This window comes from Marmoricola sp. URHA0025 HA25, assembly GCF_054059435.1.
This window is the reverse complement of sequence record NZ_JBSSCD010000001.1, coordinates 1,506,283-1,525,636: the sequence shown is the minus strand read 5'-3', so window position 1 is coordinate 1,525,636 and position 19,354 is coordinate 1,506,283. Positions and strand designations below refer to the sequence as shown.

Below are 19,354 nucleotides of genomic sequence, written 5' to 3'. Positions count from 1 at the left end.
CGACGCGTCAGCCGACGAGGTCGCGAACGACGGCATCGGCCAGGAGCCGGCCCTGCAGGGTCAGGACGAGGCGGTCGTCCTCGACGATCGCGAGGCCCTCTGCCACGGGTCGGGCGACGCGGGCCGGGTCGTCGAGGACCGACAACGGCAGCCCGTCGCGCAGCCTGAGCTCGAGCAGCACGCGCTCGACCCGCTGGGTCGTGCCGTCGAGCACCTCGCGGGCGTGCGCCGGGGACAGGCCGGCCGCCAGGCGAGCGGCGTACGCGGTCGGGTGCTTGACGTTCCACCACCGAACGCCGCCCACGTGCGCGTGCGCGCCCGGCCCGATGCCCAGCCAGTTCTGAGAGGTCCAGTAGAGCTCGTTGTGCCGGCACCGCGCCTGCTCGTCGCGCGCCCAGTTGGACACCTCGTACCACTGCATGCCGGCGCGCGCGAGGACCTCGTCGGCCAGCAGGTACTTGTCGGCGAGGTCGTCCTCGTCGGGCATCGGCAGCACGCCGGAGCGGACCTGCCTGGCCAGCGCGGTGCCGTCCTCCACGATCAGCGAGTACGCCGAGACGTGGTCGGGCTCGCAGGCCAGGGCGGCATCGAGCGAACGGCGCCAGTCGCCGAGGCTCTCCCCCGGCGTGCCGTAGATCAGGTCGAGGCTGACCTGGTCGAACCCGGCCTCGCGCGCCCACGCGACCGCTTGGGGCACCCGCTCGGGGTCATGGGTGCGGTCGAGCACGGCGAGGACCGACGGGACTGCCGACTGCATCCCGAACGACAGCCGGGTGAAGCCCCCCTCGCGCAGGGCGGCAAGGCTCTCGGGCGTCACGCTGTCCGGGTTGGCCTCCGTCGTCACCTCCGCGCGATCGCGCAGCCCGAACCTCTCCCGGACCGCCCCGAGCACCGCGACCAGGTCCGCGCTCGGCAGCAGCGTCGGGGTGCCGCCCCCGAAGAAGACCGTGTCGACCTCGGGGGTGTCCGGGAGCACCTTGTCGAGCAGCTCGATCTCGCGGGCGGCCGTCTCGGCGTACGACGCCTGCGAAGCTCCTCCGCCGAGCTCGGTGGCCGTGTAGGTGTTGAAGTCGCAGTAGCCGCACCGGACCTTGCAGAACGGCACGTGCACGTACACGCCGAACAGCCGCTCGTGCAGGGTCGCCGCCGCATCGGCCGGCAGCGCGCCGTCGGCGGGAGCGACGTCACCGTCGGGCAGCGTGGAGGGCACGTACCGACCCTAGACGCGCCCGGCGCAGGCCGCTGTCGGCAGCCTCCGCTGCCTCAGGAGTACATCGAGTCGATCAGGCCCTTGTTCGTCTCCTCGACGACGTTGCGCTTGACCTTCATGGACGGTGTGAGCTCGCCGGACTCGACCGTGAGGTCGTGGTCGAGCAGCTCGAACTTCTTGATCGTCTCCCAGCGGTTCAGCTGGGCGTTCAGCTCGTCGACGTACTCCCCGACCATCTTCTTCACGTCGTCGGAGGCGACCAGCTCGGCGTACGACTTGCCGACCTGGCCGTTCTCCTCGGCCCACGTGGCCAGGGCCTCAGGGTCCAGCGTGACCAGGGCGGTGCAGTAGTTGCGCTCGGCACCGAAGACGATGAACTGGCTGGCGTAGGGGCACACCGCCTTGAACTTCGCCTCGATCGCGGGCGGGGCGATGTACTTCCCGCCCGAGGTCTTGAAGAGCTCCTTGATCCGGCCGGTGATGGTGAGGAACCCGTCGGCGTCGAGCGAGCCCTTGTCACCGCTGCGGAACCAGCCGTCCTCGGTGAAGGCGCCCGCGGTCTCCGCGGTGAGGTTGTGGTAGCCGTCCATGACGTTGGGGCCCTTGATCTGGATCTCGTCGCCCTCGCCGAGGCGGACCTGGCTGCCCGGGAAGACCTCGCCGACCGTGCCGAGCTTGTAGTGGTCGGGGTGGTTCACGAACGCGCCCGCGGAGGTCTCGGTCAGGCCGTAGCCCTCCAGGATCAGGATGCCGGCCGCGTGGAACCACTCGGCGATGTCACGGTTGAGCGCGGCCGCACCCGAGATGAAGAACCGCACGCGGCCGCCGAAGCGGTCGCGGATCTTGGAGAAGACCAGCCGGTCGAAGAGCGCGTGCTGCACCTTGAGGGGCAGGGGAACCGACTTGCCGTCCCGGGTGAGGCGGTCGACCTCGAGGCCCACCTTGAAGGCCTGGTTGAAGATCTTCTCCTTCGCACCGCCCTCCGCCGCCTGCATCGTGACGATGCGGGCGTGCGCCTTCTCGAAGATGCGCGGTGCGGCACCCATGAAGGTCGGCTTCACGATCGCCAGGTTGTCGATGATCTTGTCCACGCGGCCGTCGACCGCGGTCGCGAAGCCGCAGGCCAGCTGGGTGGAGAGCAGCACCTTGCCGAACGAGTGCGCCATCGGCAGCCACAGGAACTGCAGGTCGTCGACGGTGAGTATGTTCTGCGCCTGGATCGCGGCGCCCTCGTAGGTCCACGAGGAGTGCCGCAGCCGCACGCCCTTGGGGCGACCGGTCGTGCCGGAGGTGTAGATCAGCGTGGCCAGCTGGTCAGGCTGGATTGACTCGACCGCCTTCGAGACCGCGTCGGGCTGCGCAGCGAGGTGCTGCTCGCCGAGGTCGGCCAGGTCGTCGAGCCCGATCGTCCAGTCGCCGTCGGTGGTGCCGTCGAAGACGACCACCTTGGCGAGGTGGGGCAGCTCCGCCTTGTGCTCGCGCAGCTTCGCGACCTGGGTGTCGTCCTCGGCGAACACGATGCGGCACTCGGAGTCGGCCAGGATGTAGGCGACGTCCTCGGCCATCGTCGAGGGATAGACGGTCGTGGTGGCGCCGGCAGCGCACATCACGGCGAGGTCGGCCAGGATCCACTCGACCCGGGTGCCCGCGGCGATGCCGACCCGCTGCTCGGACTCGATGCCGAGCGCGAGCAGGCCGGCGGCCAGCTTCTCGACCCGCTCGCCGGTCTCCGCCCAGGTGATCGACGCCCAGGGGCTGTCGTCGCCGACCGGGAAGCGGTACGCCTCCGCGGAAGGGCTCTGGGCGACCCGCTCGCGGAACATCGCCGCCATGTTCGGGGACCGCTGGTCGATGAAGGTGGTGTCTCTGACGACGGGGGACATGTCGCTCGATTCTCGTCCGGAGTTACCCAAGGGCTACCAGTACGTAACCTAGATCACTCTCCCGGGCGCAGGCTACGAGCCCCGGCATCCGGGCTGGTCCGGTGGGCCGCCAGCAGGGCGCGCTCGCGCACCCAGTCCTTGAGGTCGTCGACCGCCAGCAGCCTCGGGAGCAGCCGCGGCTCGACCAGCAGTGCCCGGAACATCGTCGCGACCGAGACGTCGTGGTCGGGCCGGTCGAGCACCACGATCGGGTCGCCGGCGGTGACCGTGCCCTCCTCGAGCACCCGGAAGTACGGGCCCGGTCGCCCGGCGAGCGCGAACCGGCGTACCCAGGCGGTGGCGTCGTGGCCGGTGTGCCCCATCCAGCCCTTGAACGTGAGGCACGGGGTGCGCACGTGCGCGATCTGCAGGACCGCGGAGCCGACCCGCCAGGTCTCCCCCACCAGCGCTGCGTTGAGGTCGATGCCCTCGGTCGTGAGCTGCTCGGCGAAGTGGCCCGGAGCCAGCGGCGCCCCGAGCTCGGCCTCCCACCAGCGGTAGTCCTCCGTGGAGTACGCGTAGACGCGCATGAACTCGTCGCCGTGGTTGACGGTGTCACCGACCTCGTTGCCCTCCACGCCGTACGACGTGATCCGGACCGGTCCCTCGACAGGGCGCTTCTCGATCGCGGTCTCGGGCAGGAAGGTGGTCTCGAAGCCGACCAGCTTGGCGCGGCCGACATTGAAGGAGACGACGGACGGCACCCGCCCATCCTCTCAGCCGGACGCAATCCACAGCCTCAAGTGTCGTATTGGGCCTCGTCTCTTCGTGGAGGTCACGACAAGATGGGCGCGAGCCCCGGACCGAGGAGCAAGCCATGACGCAGTACCTGATGTCCGTGATCCACGACTGGGACAACATGACGATGGGCCCTGAGGAGATGGAGGAGTCGTTCGCGGCGACCGCCAGGTTCAACGACGACCTGCGCGAGTCGGGCCGCTGGGTCTTCGTGGGAGGGCTCACCCACCCGTCGAACGCGACCGTCGTCGACGGGCGCCCCGCGCAGCCGATCGTCACCGACGGCCCGTACGCCGAGGTCAAGGAGCAGCTCGGCGGCTTCTGGGTCGTGCAGGCGGCCGACCTCGACGAGGCGCTGGACCTCGCCACGAAGGCCTCGGCCGCCTGCCGGCACCCGGTCGAGGTGCGTCCGTTCCAGGGCCCCGACGAGGCCTGAGTGCCCGACTCGCACGTGGATGCAGCCGAGCTCGACGCGAGGATCACGGAGATCGTCCGTGCCGAGCACGGCCGGATCGTGGCCACCCTGATCCGCCGGCTCGGCGACATCGACCTCGCCGAGGATGCGGTCGCGGAGGCCCTGGTCACCGCTCTCGAGCGGTGGCCCGGCGACGGGATCCCCCCGAACCCGGGTGCCTGGCTGACCAAGACGGCCGGCAACAAGGCGATCGACCGGATCCGCCGCGAGGCGAAGCGCGACGCGAAGTACGCCGAGGCAGCCAAGCTCATGGACGACGACACTGACCCCTTCCAGGGCCCACCCGACGACGGGCCGGTGCAGGACGACCGGCTCCGCCTGATCTTCACCTGCTGCCACCCGGCGCTCGCACCCGAGAACCGGGTGGCCCTCACCCTCCGCCTGCTGGGCGGGCTCACCGTCGGCGAGATCGCGAAGGCGTTCCTGGTCCCCGAGACCACGATGGCCCAGCGGATCACCCGGTCCAAGCAGAAGATCCGCAACGCGAACATCCCCTATCGCGTGCCCCGGGCCGAGGACCTGCCCGCCCGGCTCGGCGGCGTGCTCGCGGTCCTCTACCTGGTGTTCAACGAGGGGTATCTGGCCACCGAGGGCGAGGGCCTGCGCACCGACCTGTCCGCCGAGGCGATCCGGCTCACGCGGCAGCTGACGACGCTGATCGACGATCCCGAGGTGCTCGGCCTGCTCGCGCTGATGCTGCTCACCGAGGCGCGCCGCAGCGCCCGCGTCTCCGACGGCGTCCTCGTCACGCTCGACCGGCAGGACCGCTCCCTCTGGGACGCCGGGCTGGTGGACGAGGGGCACGAGCTGGTGCGCCGCTGCCTGGCGACCAACCGGCCCGGCCCCTACCAGCTCCAGGCTGCCATCAACGCCGTCCACACCGACGCGCTCGAGGCCTCGATGACGGACTGGTCGCAGGTGGTGCAGCTCTACGACCAGCTGCTCGCCGTGCAGCCGTCGGCGATCGTCGAGCTCAACCGCGCGGTGGCGGTCGCCGAGCTGGACGGGGCCGAGGTGGCGTTGAGCATCGTCGACCGGCTCGACCTCGAGTCGTACCACCCGTGGCACGTGGCCCGCGCTGAGCTGCTCCGCCGCCTCGAGCGGTACGACGAGGCACGGGACGCCTACGACCTGGCCCTCGGGCTCACCGGCAACGACGCCGAGCGGGCGCACCTCCGCAGGCGCAGGAGCACGCTTTGACCCGCGACGGCTGGCTAACCTCATGACCGTGCAGACCAACCGCTCCGCACCTCCGGTCACCGTGACCCCGGTGCTCCCCTATCCCGACGTCCGGGAAGCGGTCGCATGGCTCGGCGAGGCGTTCGGCTTCGAGGAACGCGTTCGCGTCGGCGAGGCACACCGCGCGCAGCTGCGGGTGGGCGCGGACGGTGCGGTCATCGTCGCCCAGGCCGACGGCGACAGACAGCCGCCGAGCGCCGGCCAGGTCCCGCACATCCTCAAGGTGCGCGTGCCCGACGTCGACGCCGCCTTCGCGCGTGCGACGGCCGCCGGCGCGAGCGTGGTCGAGGAGCCGACGAGCTGGGAGTACGGCGAACGCTCCTGCGTCGTCCAGGACCCCGCCGGTCACTCGTGGGAGCTGACCCAGACGGTGCGCGACGTCGAACCGGAGGAGTGGGGCGGTGTCACGGTTGCCCCCTGGTGAGGACCCGCAGGTCGAGCCGGACGGCTCCGGACGGGCGGTCGCCGCGGCAAAAGCGCTCGGGCTCGACCACCAGCTGACCCGACACGGCCCCGTGCGCTCCCTCCAGGAGGCTGCCGAAGCGCGCGGGATCGAGCCGCGGCAGATCGTCAAGACCATGGTGGTGCGGGTCTCCGAGGACGACTTCCGGTTCGTGCTGGTGCCCGGCGACCGGGAGATCGCCTGGCCGAAGCTGCGGGCGCTTCTCGGCGTCAACCGGCTCTCGATGCCGTCCGCCGACACGGCGTACGAGGTGACCGGCTACGTGCGCGGCACGATCACCCCGCTGGGAAGCCGGGCGCCCCTGCCCGTCATCGCCGACGCAGCGGTCGCCGGCATGGTCTCGATCGGTGGTGGGGCTCACGGCGTCGCCCTAACCGTCGACGCGGACGCCCTCGTGAAGGCCCTCGGCGCGACCGTCGCGGACGTCACCGAGCTCGCCTGATCAGTCCTGCACGGCCTTGGCGATCGTGATGCACGTCGTCAGCCACTCGTCCTCGGTGATGCCGCGGTCGAACGGCGGGTCGAGGATCTGCTCGGCCGCGAGGCCGATCATCCGCACCACCACCCAGTCACGGGCGCGGCCCTCGTCCAGGCCGGCGGTGTCGACGAGCGTGTGGAACCGGCGGCGGATGCCGTCGCGCTTGTCGCCGGCGAGCTCGTCGAACCGGTTCCACAGCATCGGCGCGACCTCGTGGTGCGGATCGCCGGACAACGGCTTGGGATCGATCGCGAGCCAGTCGCCCGCCTCGTCCATGAGCACGTTGGCGTAGTGCAGGTCCGTGTGGACCAGGGTGCCGTCGGTGGCGGGATCCGCGACGAAGTCACGCGCCAGTGAGACCGCCTGCTCGACGAGACGGCGCGGCAGCGGGGCGCTGCGCGGCAAGCCCGCCAGAGCCTCCGCCGACACGGCGACGTCGTCGGACAGCCGCCTCAGCTGGTTGAACGCGGGGATGTGCAGGAGGCCGTAGAGCTCACCGACCGCCGTGCACGCCTCGATGTCCCAGGCGTCGCCGAGGCTGACGTCCCGGAGTGCCGCCAGGAGCATCGCCCGGCGGCGAGGGTCCGCGCGCAGCAGCGGCACGGCTCCGCGTCCGCCCCAGTGGCTCAGGGCCAGGTGCTCGTGCTCGGACTCCGCCTCGGGGAACGACACCTTCAGCATCGCGCGCTTCCCGCCACCCGTGACGACCGGTACGACGAGGGCGCAGTACCCGTGCATCATCCAGCCGTCGGGCCGCAGCTCCCACTCGTCGTACAGGTCCCGGACCAGCGCCGGGAGCTGCTCGACCCAGGCCGCCCAGTCGGGCCCGCGGCGTGCCATGCCGACGACGCCGTCGGGAAGGCGCATCGCCGGACCTACTTCTTGCCCTTCTCGGTGGGCGAGGTGGTCGACAACGCCGCGATGAAGGCCTCCTGGGGCACCTCCACGCGTCCGACCATCTTCATCCGCTTCTTGCCCTCCTTCTGCTTCTCGAGCAGCTTGCGCTTGCGGGTGATGTCACCGCCGTAGCACTTGGCGAGCACGTCCTTGCGCATCGCGCGGATCGTCTCGCGCGCGATGACGCGCGCACCGATGGCGGCCTGGATGGGCACTTCGAACTGCTGCCGCGGGATCAGCTCGCGCAGCTTGCCGGCGAGCATCACGCCGTAGGAGTACGCCGCGTCGCGGTGCACGATCGCGCTGAACGCGTCGACCGGCTCACCCTGCAGCAGGATGTCGACCTTGACGAGGTCGGCCGGCTGGTCGCCCACGGGCTCGTAGTCCAGCGAGGCGTAGCCCTTGGTGCGTGACTTCAGCTGGTCGAAGAAGTCGTAGACGATCTCGGCGAGCGGCAGCGTGTAGCGCATCTCGACGCGGTCCTCGGAGAGGTAGTCCATGCCCTGGAGCTGCCCGCGCTTGGACTGGCAGAGCTCCATGATCGCGCCGATGTAGTCGCTCGGGCTGAGGATCGTCGCCTTGACCACCGGCTCGCGGACCTCGTCGATCTTGCCGTCGGGATACTCGCTCGGGTTGGTGACCACGTGCTCCTTGCCGTCCTCCATCACCACCCGGTAGACGACGTTCGGCGCGGTGCTGATCAGGTCGAGGCCGAACTCGCGCTCGAGCCGCTCGCGGACGATCTCCATGTGCAGCAGGCCCAGGAACCCGCAGCGGAACCCGAAGCCCAGGGCGCCGGACGTCTCCGGCTCGTAGGCGAGCGCCGCGTCGTTGAGCTGCAGCCGCTCGAGCGCGTCGCGCAGCGTCGGGTAGTCGTCGCCGTCGATCGGGTAGAGGCCGGCGAACACCATCGGGTTCGGGTGCTTGTAGCCGCCGAGTGCCTGGGTCGCTCCGTGGTGCTGGCTGGTGACGGTGTCGCCGACGCGCGACTGGCGGACGTCCTTCACGCCGGTGATCAGGTAGCCGACCTCGCCGACGCCGAGGTCGCCGGCCTTGATCGGCTCGGGGCTGATCACGCCCACCTCGAGCATCTCGTGGACGACGCCGGTCGACATCATCTTGATCCGGTCGCGGTGGGAGAGCTTGCCGTCGACGACGCGGACATAGGTGACGACGCCGCGGTAGGTGTCGTAGACGGAGTCGAAGATCAGCGCCCGCGGCGGCGCGTCCGCGTCGCCGACGGGTGCGGGGGTCTGCGTGACGATCTCGTCGAGCAGCTCGCGGACGCCGGCGCCCGTCTTGGCGCTGACCTGGAGCACGTCGGAGGGGTCGCAGCCGATGATCCCGGCCAGCTCGGCGGCGTACTTCTCCGGGTTGGCCGACGGCAGGTCGATCTTGTTCAGCACGGGGATCACGTGCAGGTCGGCACCGAGCGCGAGGTAGAGGTTGGCGAGCGTCTGCGCCTCGATGCCCTGGGCGGCGTCGACCAGAAGCACGGCGGCCTCGCAGGCCTCGAGCGACCGGGACACCTCGTAGGTGAAGTCCACGTGCCCCGGCGTGTCGATCATGTTGAGCACGTAGGTGCCGGCCTCCGCGGACGCGGTGTTGTCCGCCGCGACGGTCCACGGCATCCGCACGGCCTGGCTCTTGATGGTGATCCCGCGCTCGCGCTCGATGTCCATCCGGTCGAGGTACTGCGCGCGGGCGTTGCGCTCCTCGACCACGCCGGTCAGCTGCAGCATCCGGTCCGCGAGCGTCGACTTGCCGTGGTCGATGTGGGCGATGATGCAGAAGTTCCGGATGATCGCGGGGTCGGTCTTGCCCGGCAGGGGCGCGCTGGACAGGGACACGCGGACTCTCTTCAGGCTCACTTCGGTGTTCGGGCGAACCCACATCTTCCCATGCTCGCGGGCATGGTCGGGTCAGGTGCGCAGCCAGGCCAGCACGGCGAGCACCCGGCGGTGCTCGTCGGCGGTCGGGTGCAGGTCGAGCTTGGTCATGATCCGGGCGATGTGGCTCTCGACGGTGCGCAGGTCGATGACGAGGTCCGCCGCGATCGCGGCGTTCGAGCGCCCCTGGGCCATCAGCTCGAGCACCTCCCGCTCGCGCGAGCTGAGCCGGTCGAGCTGGTCCGCAAGGCCGCTGCTGCCCATCAGGTGCGACACGACCGCCGGGTCGAGGACGGTTCCGCCGGCCACGATCGTTTGCATCGCCTGCACCAGCACCTCGACGTCGACCACCCGGTCCTTGAGCAGGTAGCCGAAGCGCTGTGGGTGGGCGCGAGCCAGGTCCACGACGTACCGGCTCTCCAGGGACTGCGACAGCAGCAGGATGCCGAGGTCGGGGTGCTTCTCCCGGAGCTCCATCGCCGCCTTCGCCCCCTCGTGGGTGTACGTCGGCGGCATCCGGATGTCGATCACCGCGAGGTCGGGGGCGTGCTCGGCGACGGCGGTGAGGAGCTCCTCCGCGTCCCCGACCGCAGCCACCACCTCGGTGCCGGTCTCCTCGAGCAGACGCGACAGGCCACCGCGCAGCAGTCCGGAGTCGTCGGCGATCACGACGCGCACGGGAGCACCGCCTCGATCGTCGTTCCCTGGCCTGCGGGCGAGGACACGACCAGCCGGCCGCCGGCCGCCTCGACCCGGTCGCGCATGCCGCGCAGCCCGGGGCCGTCCGGGTTGGCACCGCCGACGCCGTCGTCGCACACCCGGACCTGCAGGGCGAGGTCGAGGCGACCGACGCCCAGGTGGACCTCGCTGGCTCGGGCGTGCTTCTGCGCGTTCACCACGGCCTCCGCGATCACCAGCCAGGCGGTGAACTCGACGGCGGGGTCGAGGCGACCGACGTCGACGGCCAGGCTCAACCGGACCGGCGAGTGCCGAGCCAGGTCGTCCAGGGCTGCCGGGAGGCCGCCGTCGGCGAGCGCCGCGGGGTGGAGCCCGTTCGCGAGCTCCCTCAGCTCGCGGACGGCCGACTGCGCCGCGGTGGCACCCTCGGCCAGAGCGTCGCGCATGCGCGTGCCGTCACCGCTCAGCTGGGCCGACTGCAGGTCGAAGGCGAGCGCGAGGAGGCGCTGCTGGGCACCGTCGTGAAGGTCGCGCTCGATCCGCCGGCGCTCGTCGCGCTGGGCCTCGGCCAGTCGCTGCCGCGACGACGAGACCTCCGTCAGCCGGCGGGCCAGCTCGGCCCTCAACCGGCCGTTGTCCAGCTCGACCGCGACGATCCGCGCGACCTCGTGCACCGTCTGGGGGTCGGTCGCCGTCGGGTCGAAGCCCACGCGCGCGACCTCTCGACCGTGCCGGCTGACCGGCTCAGAGGTCTCCGGAGCCGCGACCGGCTCGCCGTCCGGCGAGACCCACTCCTGGGCACCGGGTCCTGGATGTACGACGGAGACAAGGGGGTCGCCCAGCGCCCTGCGCAGGAGGTCCTGCACGTCGAGCCCGGCAGACTCGCGTCGCAGCTCGGAGCGGACCAGGCGCTTGGCTTCGTACTGCCTGCGGTTGAAGCGGCGGTCGATGGCGCGCTGGATGCCTCGCTGTGCCGGTGCGGCGATCGCCGCCGCGGCGAGCGCACCGAGCGTCGCCGCGATCGCCGGAGAGGTCGGCCCGTGCTGTGCACCGCGGGCCCCGAACCAGACGATGAGCCCGTAGGTCCCGACCAGCAGCAGCGTCAGGAGGACGTACGTCGTCGTCCGAGCCAGGATCCGCTCGACGTCGTACAGGTGGTAGCGGGTGATCGACAGGCCGGCCGCCACGGGCACGAGCACCACGAAGCCGCCCGTCGAGATCACGGTGAGCGCCGTGAGGTCGGCGCGGCTGAACAGGAACGAGGCGCCGACGAAGAGCGGCAGCGGCGCCACCACCAGCGCCAGCCACAGAAGCTGTTGCCGCTCGTCGCCGACGGAGCGGCGCCACCGCACCAGGATCGAGACACCGGAGGCCACGAGACCGCCGGCGACCACGAGCAGGCTCAGGTAGGAGATCCAGTCCGCGGTGGGCTGCACGGCGTCGACCCGCCATGGGTTGACCACCTTGTCGTACGGCGCTGAGAGCACCCGGCCGGAGACGAGGCCGAGACTGAAGGACACGACACCCGCCACGACGACGAGCCGCGCGAGCAGTCGCCAGCGGCGCGAGAGGTATGCGCCGGTCGGCGTCCGCAGCAGGATCAGCGCGACAAGGACCAACCAGGGGATGAAGCTCGAGTCCCCCACCACCGCGACCACGCGGGCGCCCGGCGTCGAGCCGGGACGGGCCCACAGCCCCCACCGGGCCCATTCCTCGCACACGCCGGAGAACAGCATCGCCCCGGCGAGCCCGAGGAACAGCCAGCCGACGGGGTGCGCCGGCTGACTGCGGGCGACGGCGAAGCCGACGACCGCCGAGGCAGCGATGCCCGCGAGGATCAGCCAGACCTCGCCGCGCAGCGAGACGAGGTCGGAGCGCCCGACGGCGACCAGGCCGCGCTCCGAGGCCAGGATGCCCAGAAGGGCGGCGGTGTCGGCCGCAGCCACGACCATGGCCAGCGACCGTGCGCGGCGCACCTCCATCCCGGAATGCTGACACGGTCGGGTCGCCGAGGTATCCGTGATGGCACGGAAACTCTCCGCGGAGCGCACGGACGCGATGTTCCGCGCCGGCTCCGATGCCGGTGACCGGCTCGCCGGACGAGGCTTGCGACATGACCATCACCAGTGCACCTGCCGCCACCACCCGCGCCACCGAAGGCCAGCTCCCGGGTCGCCGGGTCCTCGTCGGATTCGCCGTCGTGTACCTGCTCGTCTTCGTCGCGATCATTGCGCTCGGCGATCAGCGCGAGTCGGACGCCGACCCTGCGAAGATCATCGCCGACTACGACAGGAGCGACGTCCTGATGCAGGTGATGACCTACACCGTCATCGTCGGGGCGGCCGTGCTCGCCTTCCTCGGGAGCGCCCTGCGCTCGGTGCTCGTGACCCGGACCCGGCGGTGGACCGCCGACGTCGCCCTGATCGGGTTCGTCGTGATGGGTCTCGCGCTGGCGGGTTTCGCGATGACCGCGCTCGCCCTCCACGCGGCGATCGACTCCGGCGACACGACGGTGGTGCACGCACTCAACATCGTGGACACAACCAACTTCCCGATCGCGATGCTCGCGATGATCCTGGCGATGATCGGCGTCGGCATCACCGCACTGCGCGAGCAGGCGCTGCCGACCTGGCTCTGCTGGGCCTCGATCGTCCTGGGCGTGATGGCTCCGCTCGGGCCGCTGGGCTTCGCGCCGTTCATGCTGTTCCCGGTCTGGACCGTCGTGGTCGCGGCCATGATCCGCCTTCCGGAGGCCTCCTGATCCGCCCCGTCGACCCCGCTCAGGGCAGCCGGGGGCTGCCCTACGCTTCGATCCATGAAGCGGATGAGCGGGGTCGACGCGGCCTTCTGGTACGGCGAGACGCCCGCCTGGCACATGCACATCGGCGCGGTCGCCATCCACGAGACCGCCGACGCACCGGACTTCAGCTTCGACCTCGTCCGCAGGATCGTCATCGAGCGGCTCCCGCAGATGCCGCAGCTGCGCTGGAAGGTCGTCGAGGCCCCGCTCGGGATGGACCGGCCGTGGTTCGTCGAGGACGACACCCTCGACCCGGACTTCCACATCCGGCGCATCGGCGTACCGCAGCCGGGGACGCGCAAGGAGCTCGACGAGCTGGTCAGCCGGCTGATGTCCTACAAGCTGGACCGCTCCCGGCCGCTGTGGGAGCTCTGGGTCATCGAGGGGCTCCAGAAGGGTCGCGTCGCGACGCTCACCAAGATGCACCACTCGATCGTCGACGGCGTCTCGGGGGCGGGCCTCGGCGAGATCCTCCTGGACATCACCCGCGAGCCCCGGGCGCCGTCCGACGAGCTCGTGCACGGCATCGGCAGCAGCGGACCCCACCCGGTGAAGGCGCTCGCGAACGCCTGGGTCAACGTCGCGGTGCACACACCTCTGAGGGTCGCCGGCATCCTCAACCAGACCGCCCGCCAGCAGCTTGCGGTGCGCAGCTTCAAGAACAGGCCGCCGCGGTTCTTCAGCGCGCCCACCACGCGGTTCAACGCGACGCTGAGCCCGCACCGGAAGGTCACGGGGGTCCGCGTCGAGCTCGACCGCGTGAAGGCGCTCAAGCAGGCGTACGACGTGAAGCTCAACGACGTCGTCCTGGCGCTCGTCGCCGGCGCGCTCCGGATCTACCTCGCCGAACGTGAGGGCATCCCGGCCAAGCCGATGATCGCCCAGATCCCGGTCTCTACGCGCACCGAGGACACCTCCGGCCACGTCGGCAACCAGGTCAGCTCGATGACCGTCAGCATGGCCACCGACGTCGAGGACGCCGCCGAGCGGATCCGGGCGATATACCGGAGCACGCAGGGTGCGAAGGAGATGGCGAAGGCGCTCAGCGCCCGCCAGATCATGCAGCTCCCCGACATCACCCCGCCCGGCTTGCTGCAGATCGCCTCCCGCGCCTACACGATGAGCGGCCTCTCGAACTCGCTCGCCCCGATCAACCTGGTCGTCTCCAACGTGCCGGGGCCGAGCTTCCCGCTCTACATGGCGACCGCCCCGCTGCGCTCACTGCTGCCGATCGGACCGCTCGTGCTCGACGTCGCCCTCAACGTCACCGTGTTCAGCTACCTCGGCTCGGTCGACTTCGGCTTCGTGAGCACCCCGGAGGTCGCCCCGGACCTCGACCAGCTCGCCGACGCCGTGTGCGACGCGCTGGACGAGCTCGAGGCGGCTGCGGGCATCCGGTCCGCAGGCTGAGCAGGAAGTTCTCCTCCGAACCCAACCGACGGACCACTCGATCCGTCTAGAGCGTGAGACCCAGAAGAACCGGACGTGAGGCGACAGGTGTTCGGAAGCAACCGCGACGAGGAGCGTGACCAGCCGTTCGTGGAGTACGTCGCGGGCCGCCGCGCGAGGCTCTACCGGACGGCGTACCTGATCTGCGGCGACGCCCATCGCGCCGACGACCTCGTGCAGATCGCGCTGGCGAAGGCCTACGTCGCCTGGCCGCGGCTCCAGCGGGCCGGCAACGTGGACGCCTACGTGCGCCGGATCCTCGTCAACGCCCACGTCGACGAGACCCGGCGGGGTTGGCGCCGCGAACGACCGGGCCTGCCCGAGATCGACGCCTCCGCACCGGCGCACGAGGGGCACGAGGAGCTGTGGGAGGCGCTCCGCACGCTCGCGGCCGGACAGCGACGCATCGTCGTGCTGCGGCACTACTGGGGCCTCTCCGTCGAGGAGACCGCCGCCGACCTGGGGATCAGCCAAGGGACCGTCAAGAGCCAGACCTCTGCCGCACTGGCGCACCTGCGCCATGCGCTCACGGAGGCCGGAACAGGAGCACACCATGATCGAGCTCGATGAGCAGCTGCAGCGACTCGCGGACGGCGTCGCCGTGCCGACCACCGGCCCGGAGGACGACCTGGCGCGTGGTCGCGCGCGCCGACGTCATCGCAACCTCGGCGCGCTCGGGGCGGCGGTGACCACTGCTGCCGTGATCGGCACGAGTGTCCTGCTCCTGCCCGGCGGGGCGGACCGTCCCGGGACCAGCCCGGGCTTCGCCGGCAGCACGAGCCCGTCGGACCAGCAGGCCGGCGACCCGCCGTCCCAGGTGACCGAGACCGAGCAGGTCCTTCCGTCCGGGCCGGGGAACCTCGCCGAGGACGCGGGCCCGGCCGTCAAGGCAGCGCTCGAGGGCTACCGCGACGTGCTGCGCGAGGACCTCGACCCCTCCGGCACGCGGATCCAGGCCGGGACGATCACGAACCGGCAGTCCGGTGGGGACTCGCTCGGCACCAAGCTCAGCTGGAACGGCGGCGGCATGCTCCAGGTCGCGGTCGGCCACTCGCTGGAGGGCGTGCAGTTCTTCTGCGACGGTGTGTGCACCCGGCAGTCCCTGGCCGGCGCGAGCAAGGCGCTCGTCCTCACCTCGGCCGGACGGATCTCGGTGGCCGTCTTCCAGGACGACGGCGACATCGTGGCGCTCACCGCTGACACGTCCTTCGGCAACAACGGCACCTCGACCCGGACATTGGACCTGACCGTGGACCAGCTGCTCGCCGCCGCGGCCGACCCGCGGCTCGACCTGCCGGGGCCGAGCGGCATCCCGACGGAGTAGACCGCGATCTAGACCGGCTGACGGGCGACCGGCGGGAGCCCACGGTCGAAAACGTCCGTGCAGGCCCCGCCGCGGAGATCGCGCCACGGATAAGCGGGACAACACCGCGCACGCTCCCTAGCGTGAGCAGCACGTGCCTGCATCCAGGAGGAGCCATGTCCCGCCCATCCTCTCTCGGACTCGTCTTCCTTCCCCTCGCGCTGGTCCTGACCGCCTGCGGCGGCAGCTCCGGCGGCAACGCCGCCGGAGCGTCGACCCCGACGACAACCGCGGCCAGCCCGACGCCGTCGGCCACGCCGACGCCGACCGAGACCCCGTCGGCGACCGAGAGCGCTGCGACCGGCGCCGGGGCCGACGTGGAGCTGCACGTCAGCGGGGCCAAGACGATCGACGTCAGCGGGCACGGCGCCGCGGCGTACTGCGCGTACTACTTCCCGGCCGACGAGAAGGGCGTGAACATCCACGCGACGTCCGGTGACTTCGCGGGCAGCGGCGAATGGAGCCTGGCGCTCCAGGGGAACGACCCGGTGTCGGTCGGACTGCTGCTGGCGATCGACGGCACCCAGTTCTCCGGCAACAACGGCGACGACCCGGCCACGATGGACCAGGGCGGGACGATCACGGTCAGCGATGACGTCGGCCAGGCCGAGTTCGACATGCAGCTGGTGAACATCGTCAACCACTCCGAGACCGTCAAGGTCACCGGCAGCGTGCGCTGCAACTAGGCCCTCGGCGACGTTGGCACCCAGAACCTCAGCTTGCGCCCGCGACTGTCCTCGAGGACTCCTCCGTTGCGCTCGATCACGATCCGCGACGCGATGTTGTCGTCGTCGCAGGTCAGCAGTGCCTGCTCGATGCCGAGGTCGCGAGCGATCACCAGTGCTTCGCGCAGCATCGCGGTCGCATGGCCCTCGCCGCGCCGCGACCGGCGTACGTCGTAGCCGATGTGGCCGCCGACCTCCCGGAGCCAGTCGTTGAGCTCGTGCCTGATCGACATCCGGCCGATGTACTCGTCGCCCTCGACCCACCACAGGTTCGTGTTCAGCACCCAGTCCTGGTCCACCACCGACTCGCGCTCGGCGACCCGCTCGGCGACGTAGGCGGCGAAGCCCTCGTCGGTCTCCCAGCGGTCCGACCACTGCTCGAGGTCGCGGCCGATGCCCGAGCCGTCGCCGGTGCGCCCCTCCGCGGCGAACTCAGCCATTGCGGCCAGGAAGGAGGCCCTGAGGCGCACGTCCGGGGTGATCAGCGCTGGCATGGGGAGAGTCTTCTGCGAACTCCGGCGAGACGCACGTGTCTTTCTGTTTGAATCGCCGCCATGACCCTCCTCCCTGCGGCACCCGTCGGCACCGCGGGAGTCCCGGCCGTCCCGCACGGGCGGACCGCGAGGCGCCTCGGCTGGAGGTTCCTGCCCAGCGACCTGCGCGCCCTGGTCGAGGAACGGCTCGGCGGGCGCGTGGTTGACGCGATCTCCCAGGACAGCGGCTTCACCCCTGGCTTCGCGTCGGTGCTCACCACGTCCGCGGGCACCCGCGGCTTCGTCAAGGCGGCCAGCAAGGCTGCCCAGGCCGAGATCGCCTCGTCGTACGCCGAGGAGGCCCGGAAGCTGTCGGTCCTGGGTGACTCGATCCCCGCTCCCCGCCTCGAGTGGGTCCACGAGGACGACGCGTGGGTGGTGCTCGGCTTCGAGGCAGTTGCCGCGCGTCAGCCCGCCCGGCCCTGGCGACCGGACGAGCTCGACCGTGCCCTCGACCTGGCCGAGGCGATCGCGGACGCGACCGAGACCGTCCCGGACGGGCTCGACCTGCGCCCGATCGTCGAGGACCTCCCCGGGCTCGTCACGGGGTGGGAGTCCGTGGCCGACGATTGGCCGCACCGGGCTGACGCGGCGGCGCTCGCAGCGCTGATGCCGACGCTGCCGGACTCCGACAGGTTCGCCCACAGCGACCTGCGCGACGACAACATCCTGTTCGCCGACGACGGCCGGACCCTGGCCTGCGACTGGAACTGGCCGGCGCTGGCGCCCGCCTGGCTCGACCTCGTCGTGCTGCTCGCCTCCGCCCACGGCGACGGGCTCCCCGTCGAGGACCTCCTGGCCGAACGAGCGCTGACCCGCGAGGTCGACCCCGTGGCCATCGACGTCTGGCTCGCCGCCCTCTGCGGCTTCATGCTCAGCAGCCGCACCAGGCCGGTGCCGGCGAGCTCGCCCCACCTCCGCGCTCATGCCAGCTGGTACGCCGAGGCGGCCTGGTCGTGGTTGGCGCAGCGGCGGGGATGGGATTGACGCGTGTGCGCCGCGCGGCCCCCCGCCGCGGCCCCAGCCTCGCTCGATTTGGGCGCCACGTCCGGGCGCTGATATCGTTGGTCCTCGTGTCTGGGCCCCTGCCCGCACCCTTTCGACTGACACCCCCGCAAGTAGACGAAGAGACAGGCGAGCCCCCGTGGCAAACATCAAGTCGCAGATCAAGCGCAACCGGCAGAACGAGGCCGCTCACGAGCGCAACAAGGCCGTGAAGTCGGCGCTGAAGACCGCCGTGCGCAAGTTCCGTGAGGCCGCCGAGACCGGTCCGGCCGACGAGGCCAAGACCCTCGCCGCCGACGCGGGCCGGGCGCTCGACAAGGCCGCCTCCAAGGGGATCATCCACAAGAACCAGGCCGCGAACCGCAAGTCCGCGATCGCGAAGAAGGCCTCGACCCTCTGAGCGGTCCCGACCGCTCCCCGGCGTGAGCCGGGTCGAACCGCAGCACGTCACAGAAGGCGTCGTCCCCCCGGGACGGCGCCTCTTCTGCTTCGCCGGCGCCCGTCAGGCCCGGCGCGGGCGCGCCCGCACCACCTCGAGGACCATCTTCTCCAGGGCGTAGGACGCGTCGTGGGCGCGGCCCTTGATGTCGGCGTCGGCCGCAGCGACGACCCGGATGGCGCGGGCGATGCCGCCCTCGTCCCACCCGCGCGCCTGGTCGCGCAGGATGTCCAGCTTCCAGCTCGGCACCCCGACCTCGCGCATCAGGTCGGCGTTGCGCATGCCGCGGGGCGCGGACTTGAACTTCGCCAGCCCACGGAGACCACCGGCGACGGCACTGGTCACCAGGACCGGCGCAGTGCCGGCGTCGAGCGCCCAGCGCAGCTCCTCCAGCGCCTTGGCCGCACGTCCGAAGATCGCGTGGTCGGCAACGGCGAAGGACTTCGCCTCGGCACGTCCGCCGAAGTACGTCTTGACCATGTCGATGGTGATCGGCCTGCCCTCGAAGTCACCGGCCAGCTGGTCGGCCGCCGCGGACAGCGAGCGCAGGTCCTGGCCGACGGCCTGCACCAGGAAGGCCGCCGCGTCGGCGTCGACCTTGACCTTCCGCGTCCGCAGCTCACCGATCACGAAGTTGGGGTACTCCCGCGCGGTGAGCGCCGCCGTCTTGACCTCGGTCACGCCCGCCGCCTTGCGCAGCTTGGCCAGCACACCGCTGCCCTTGGCCCCTCCCCCGTGCACCAGCACCAGCGCGACGTCGTCAGCCGGAGCCTGGGCGTAGTCGACCAGGCCCGGCACGGACTCCTCGGGCAGGTCCTCGAACTTGCGGACCACCACGCACCGGGTGGTGGAGAAGAGCGAGGGTGCCGCGAGCTCGCCCAGCGTCGCCATGCTGAGCTGGTCGGCGAGCGTCTCGCTGACCTCGGCCTCCGGGTCGGCGCGGCGGACCGCTGCTCGCACCTGCTGGACGGTGCGCTCGGCGAGGAACTCCTCGGGCCCGGTGACCAGGGTGACCCGCCCGATCACCTGCGCAGCGTCCGGAGCAGCCATG

Annotated in this window: 20 protein-coding genes; 11 read left to right on the top strand and 9 right to left on the bottom strand. The window is 71.1% G+C overall.

All coding sequences use genetic code 11. The features are described 5' to 3' along the window. Positions 1 to 7: 7 nt before the first annotated feature. The 3 genes from hemW to ACVW00_RS07430 are packed head-to-tail and all read right to left on the bottom strand — an operon-like array spanning position 8 to position 3,836. Positions 8 to 1,210, bottom strand: coding sequence for a radical SAM family heme chaperone HemW (gene hemW / locus ACVW00_RS07440; protein ID WP_457110264.1), 1,203 nt, complete (start codon positions 1,208 to 1,210; stop codon positions 8 to 10). Between the two features lie 53 nt (positions 1,211 to 1,263). After that, positions 1,264 to 3,093 carry an AMP-dependent synthetase/ligase gene (locus ACVW00_RS07435; protein ID WP_457110263.1) on the bottom strand — a complete coding sequence of 610 codons (1,830 nt, stop codon included), beginning with the start codon at positions 3,091 to 3,093 and terminating at the stop codon, positions 1,264 to 1,266. Positions 3,094 to 3,146: 53 nt separating this feature from the next. Then, on the bottom strand, positions 3,147 to 3,836 hold the full coding sequence (locus ACVW00_RS07430; RefSeq protein ID WP_457110262.1) for an MOSC domain-containing protein: 690 nt from the start codon (positions 3,834 to 3,836) through the stop codon (positions 3,147 to 3,149). Between the two features lie 113 nt (positions 3,837 to 3,949). Here ACVW00_RS07430 and ACVW00_RS07425 point away from each other — a divergent pair, with 113 nt between their 5' ends. From ACVW00_RS07425 to ACVW00_RS07410, 4 genes are read left to right on the top strand one after another with little or no spacing between them, the layout of a single operon-like run. Beyond that, the gene (locus ACVW00_RS07425; RefSeq protein WP_457110261.1) at positions 3,950 to 4,306 is read left to right on the top strand and encodes a YciI family protein; all 357 of its coding nucleotides are present in this window, start codon (positions 3,950 to 3,952) and stop codon (positions 4,304 to 4,306) included. Continuing rightward, positions 4,307 to 5,545, top strand: a complete 1,239-nt coding sequence (locus ACVW00_RS07420) for an RNA polymerase sigma factor (RefSeq protein WP_457110260.1) — start codon at positions 4,307 to 4,309, stop codon at positions 5,543 to 5,545. Between the two features lie 22 nt (positions 5,546 to 5,567). Further along, a complete protein-coding gene (locus ACVW00_RS07415) occupies positions 5,568 to 6,008 on the top strand; it encodes a VOC family protein (protein WP_457110259.1) in 441 nt (146 codons plus the stop codon). Further along, a complete protein-coding gene (locus tag ACVW00_RS07410; protein WP_457110258.1) occupies positions 5,986 to 6,489 on the top strand; it encodes an aminoacyl-tRNA deacylase in 504 nt (167 codons plus the stop codon). The genes ACVW00_RS07415 and ACVW00_RS07410 overlap by 23 nt, the downstream gene beginning before the upstream one ends. On the opposite strand, the gene ACVW00_RS07405 is transcribed toward ACVW00_RS07410, so the two are convergent. Genes ACVW00_RS07405 through ACVW00_RS07390 form a run of 4 tightly spaced genes read right to left on the bottom strand, consistent with a single transcriptional unit; the run spans position 6,490 to position 11,971 of the window. Continuing rightward, positions 6,490 to 7,392: an aminoglycoside phosphotransferase family protein gene (locus tag ACVW00_RS07405; protein ID WP_457110257.1), complete on the bottom strand. Its 903-nt coding sequence runs from the start codon at positions 7,390 to 7,392 to the stop codon at positions 6,490 to 6,492. It abuts the gene before it with no gap. An 8-nt stretch (positions 7,393 to 7,400) separates the two neighbouring features. Further along, entirely contained in the window at positions 7,401 to 9,317 is a 1,917-nt protein-coding gene (lepA, locus tag ACVW00_RS07400) for a translation elongation factor 4 (RefSeq protein WP_457110256.1), read from the bottom strand. Between the two features lie 27 nt (positions 9,318 to 9,344). After that, positions 9,345 to 9,989, bottom strand: a complete 645-nt coding sequence (locus ACVW00_RS07395; protein ID WP_457110255.1) for a LuxR C-terminal-related transcriptional regulator — start codon at positions 9,987 to 9,989, stop codon at positions 9,345 to 9,347. Then, the gene (locus ACVW00_RS07390; RefSeq protein ID WP_457110254.1) at positions 9,977 to 11,971 is read right to left on the bottom strand and encodes a histidine kinase; all 1,995 of its coding nucleotides are present in this window, start codon (positions 11,969 to 11,971) and stop codon (positions 9,977 to 9,979) included. Before ACVW00_RS07390 ends, ACVW00_RS07395 begins: the two co-directional genes overlap by 13 nt. Before the next feature lie 131 nt (positions 11,972 to 12,102). On the opposite strand from ACVW00_RS07390, the gene ACVW00_RS07385 reads away from it, so the two are divergent. From ACVW00_RS07385 to ACVW00_RS07365, 5 genes are all read left to right on the top strand, one after another. Next, on the top strand, positions 12,103 to 12,750 hold the full coding sequence (locus ACVW00_RS07385) for a hypothetical protein (RefSeq protein ID WP_457110253.1): 648 nt from the start codon (positions 12,103 to 12,105) through the stop codon (positions 12,748 to 12,750). A gap of 54 nt (positions 12,751 to 12,804) precedes the next feature. Continuing rightward, a complete protein-coding gene (locus tag ACVW00_RS07380; protein ID WP_457110252.1) occupies positions 12,805 to 14,199 on the top strand; it encodes a WS/DGAT/MGAT family O-acyltransferase in 1,395 nt (464 codons plus the stop codon). Between the two features lie 75 nt (positions 14,200 to 14,274). Then, positions 14,275 to 14,808: a SigE family RNA polymerase sigma factor gene (locus ACVW00_RS07375; RefSeq protein WP_457110251.1), complete on the top strand. Its 534-nt coding sequence runs from the start codon at positions 14,275 to 14,277 to the stop codon at positions 14,806 to 14,808. Beyond that, on the top strand, positions 14,792 to 15,562 hold the full coding sequence (locus ACVW00_RS07370; protein ID WP_457110250.1) for a hypothetical protein: 771 nt from the start codon (positions 14,792 to 14,794) through the stop codon (positions 15,560 to 15,562). The genes ACVW00_RS07375 and ACVW00_RS07370 overlap by 17 nt, the downstream gene beginning before the upstream one ends. Before the next feature lie 155 nt (positions 15,563 to 15,717). After that, the gene (locus ACVW00_RS07365; protein WP_457110249.1) at positions 15,718 to 16,287 is read left to right on the top strand and encodes a hypothetical protein; all 570 of its coding nucleotides are present in this window, start codon (positions 15,718 to 15,720) and stop codon (positions 16,285 to 16,287) included. On the opposite strand, the gene ACVW00_RS07360 is transcribed toward ACVW00_RS07365, so the two are convergent. Continuing rightward, a complete protein-coding gene (locus tag ACVW00_RS07360; RefSeq protein WP_457110248.1) occupies positions 16,284 to 16,820 on the bottom strand; it encodes a GNAT family N-acetyltransferase in 537 nt (178 codons plus the stop codon). The genes ACVW00_RS07365 and ACVW00_RS07360 overlap by 4 nt on opposite strands. A gap of 60 nt (positions 16,821 to 16,880) precedes the next feature. Between ACVW00_RS07360 and ACVW00_RS07355 the strand changes: the two genes are divergently transcribed. Together ACVW00_RS07355 and rpsT are read left to right on the top strand one after the other, a co-directional pair. Then, complete coding sequence (locus ACVW00_RS07355; RefSeq protein WP_457110247.1) at positions 16,881 to 17,846, top strand: hypothetical protein; 966 nt, start codon at positions 16,881 to 16,883, stop codon at positions 17,844 to 17,846. Positions 17,847 to 18,003: 157 nt separating this feature from the next. Continuing rightward, positions 18,004 to 18,264 carry a 30S ribosomal protein S20 gene (gene rpsT / locus ACVW00_RS07350; protein ID WP_457110246.1) on the top strand — a complete coding sequence of 87 codons (261 nt, stop codon included), beginning with the start codon at positions 18,004 to 18,006 and terminating at the stop codon, positions 18,262 to 18,264. Positions 18,265 to 18,366: 102 nt separating this feature from the next. Here rpsT and holA read toward each other — a convergent pair whose 3' ends face one another. After that, entirely contained in the window at positions 18,367 to 19,353 is a 987-nt protein-coding gene (holA, locus tag ACVW00_RS07345; RefSeq protein WP_457110245.1) for a DNA polymerase III subunit delta, read from the bottom strand. Position 19,354: the final 1 nt, after the last annotated feature.

Bases quoted from the DNA above. Each gene is read 5' to 3' on its own strand.
- ACVW00_RS07435 (WP_457110263.1), bottom strand. From the start codon at position 3,093: ATGTCCCCCGTCGTCAGAGACACCACCTTCATCGACCAGCGGTCCCCG.
- ACVW00_RS07425 (WP_457110261.1), top strand. From the start codon at position 3,950: ATGACGCAGTACCTGATGTCCGTGATCCACGACTGGGACAACATGACG.
- ACVW00_RS07415 (WP_457110259.1), top strand. From the start codon at position 5,568: ATGACCGTGCAGACCAACCGCTCCGCACCTCCGGTCACCGTGACCCCG.
- ACVW00_RS07405 (WP_457110257.1), bottom strand. From the start codon at position 7,392: ATGCGCCTTCCCGACGGCGTCGTCGGCATGGCACGCCGCGGGCCCGAC.
- lepA (WP_457110256.1), bottom strand. From the start codon at position 9,317: ATGTGGGTTCGCCCGAACACCGAAGTGAGCCTGAAGAGAGTCCGCGTG.
- ACVW00_RS07390 (WP_457110254.1), bottom strand. From the start codon at position 11,971: ATGGAGGTGCGCCGCGCACGGTCGCTGGCCATGGTCGTGGCTGCGGCC.
- ACVW00_RS07385 (WP_457110253.1), top strand. From the start codon at position 12,103: ATGACCATCACCAGTGCACCTGCCGCCACCACCCGCGCCACCGAAGGC.
- ACVW00_RS07380 (WP_457110252.1), top strand. From the start codon at position 12,805: ATGAAGCGGATGAGCGGGGTCGACGCGGCCTTCTGGTACGGCGAGACG.
- ACVW00_RS07370 (WP_457110250.1), top strand. From the start codon at position 14,792: ATGATCGAGCTCGATGAGCAGCTGCAGCGACTCGCGGACGGCGTCGCC.
- ACVW00_RS07365 (WP_457110249.1), top strand. From the start codon at position 15,718: ATGTCCCGCCCATCCTCTCTCGGACTCGTCTTCCTTCCCCTCGCGCTG.
- ACVW00_RS07360 (WP_457110248.1), bottom strand. From the start codon at position 16,820: ATGCCAGCGCTGATCACCCCGGACGTGCGCCTCAGGGCCTCCTTCCTG.
- ACVW00_RS07355 (WP_457110247.1), top strand. From the start codon at position 16,881: ATGACCCTCCTCCCTGCGGCACCCGTCGGCACCGCGGGAGTCCCGGCC.
- holA (WP_457110245.1), bottom strand. From the start codon at position 19,353: ATGGCTGCTCCGGACGCTGCGCAGGTGATCGGGCGGGTCACCCTGGTC.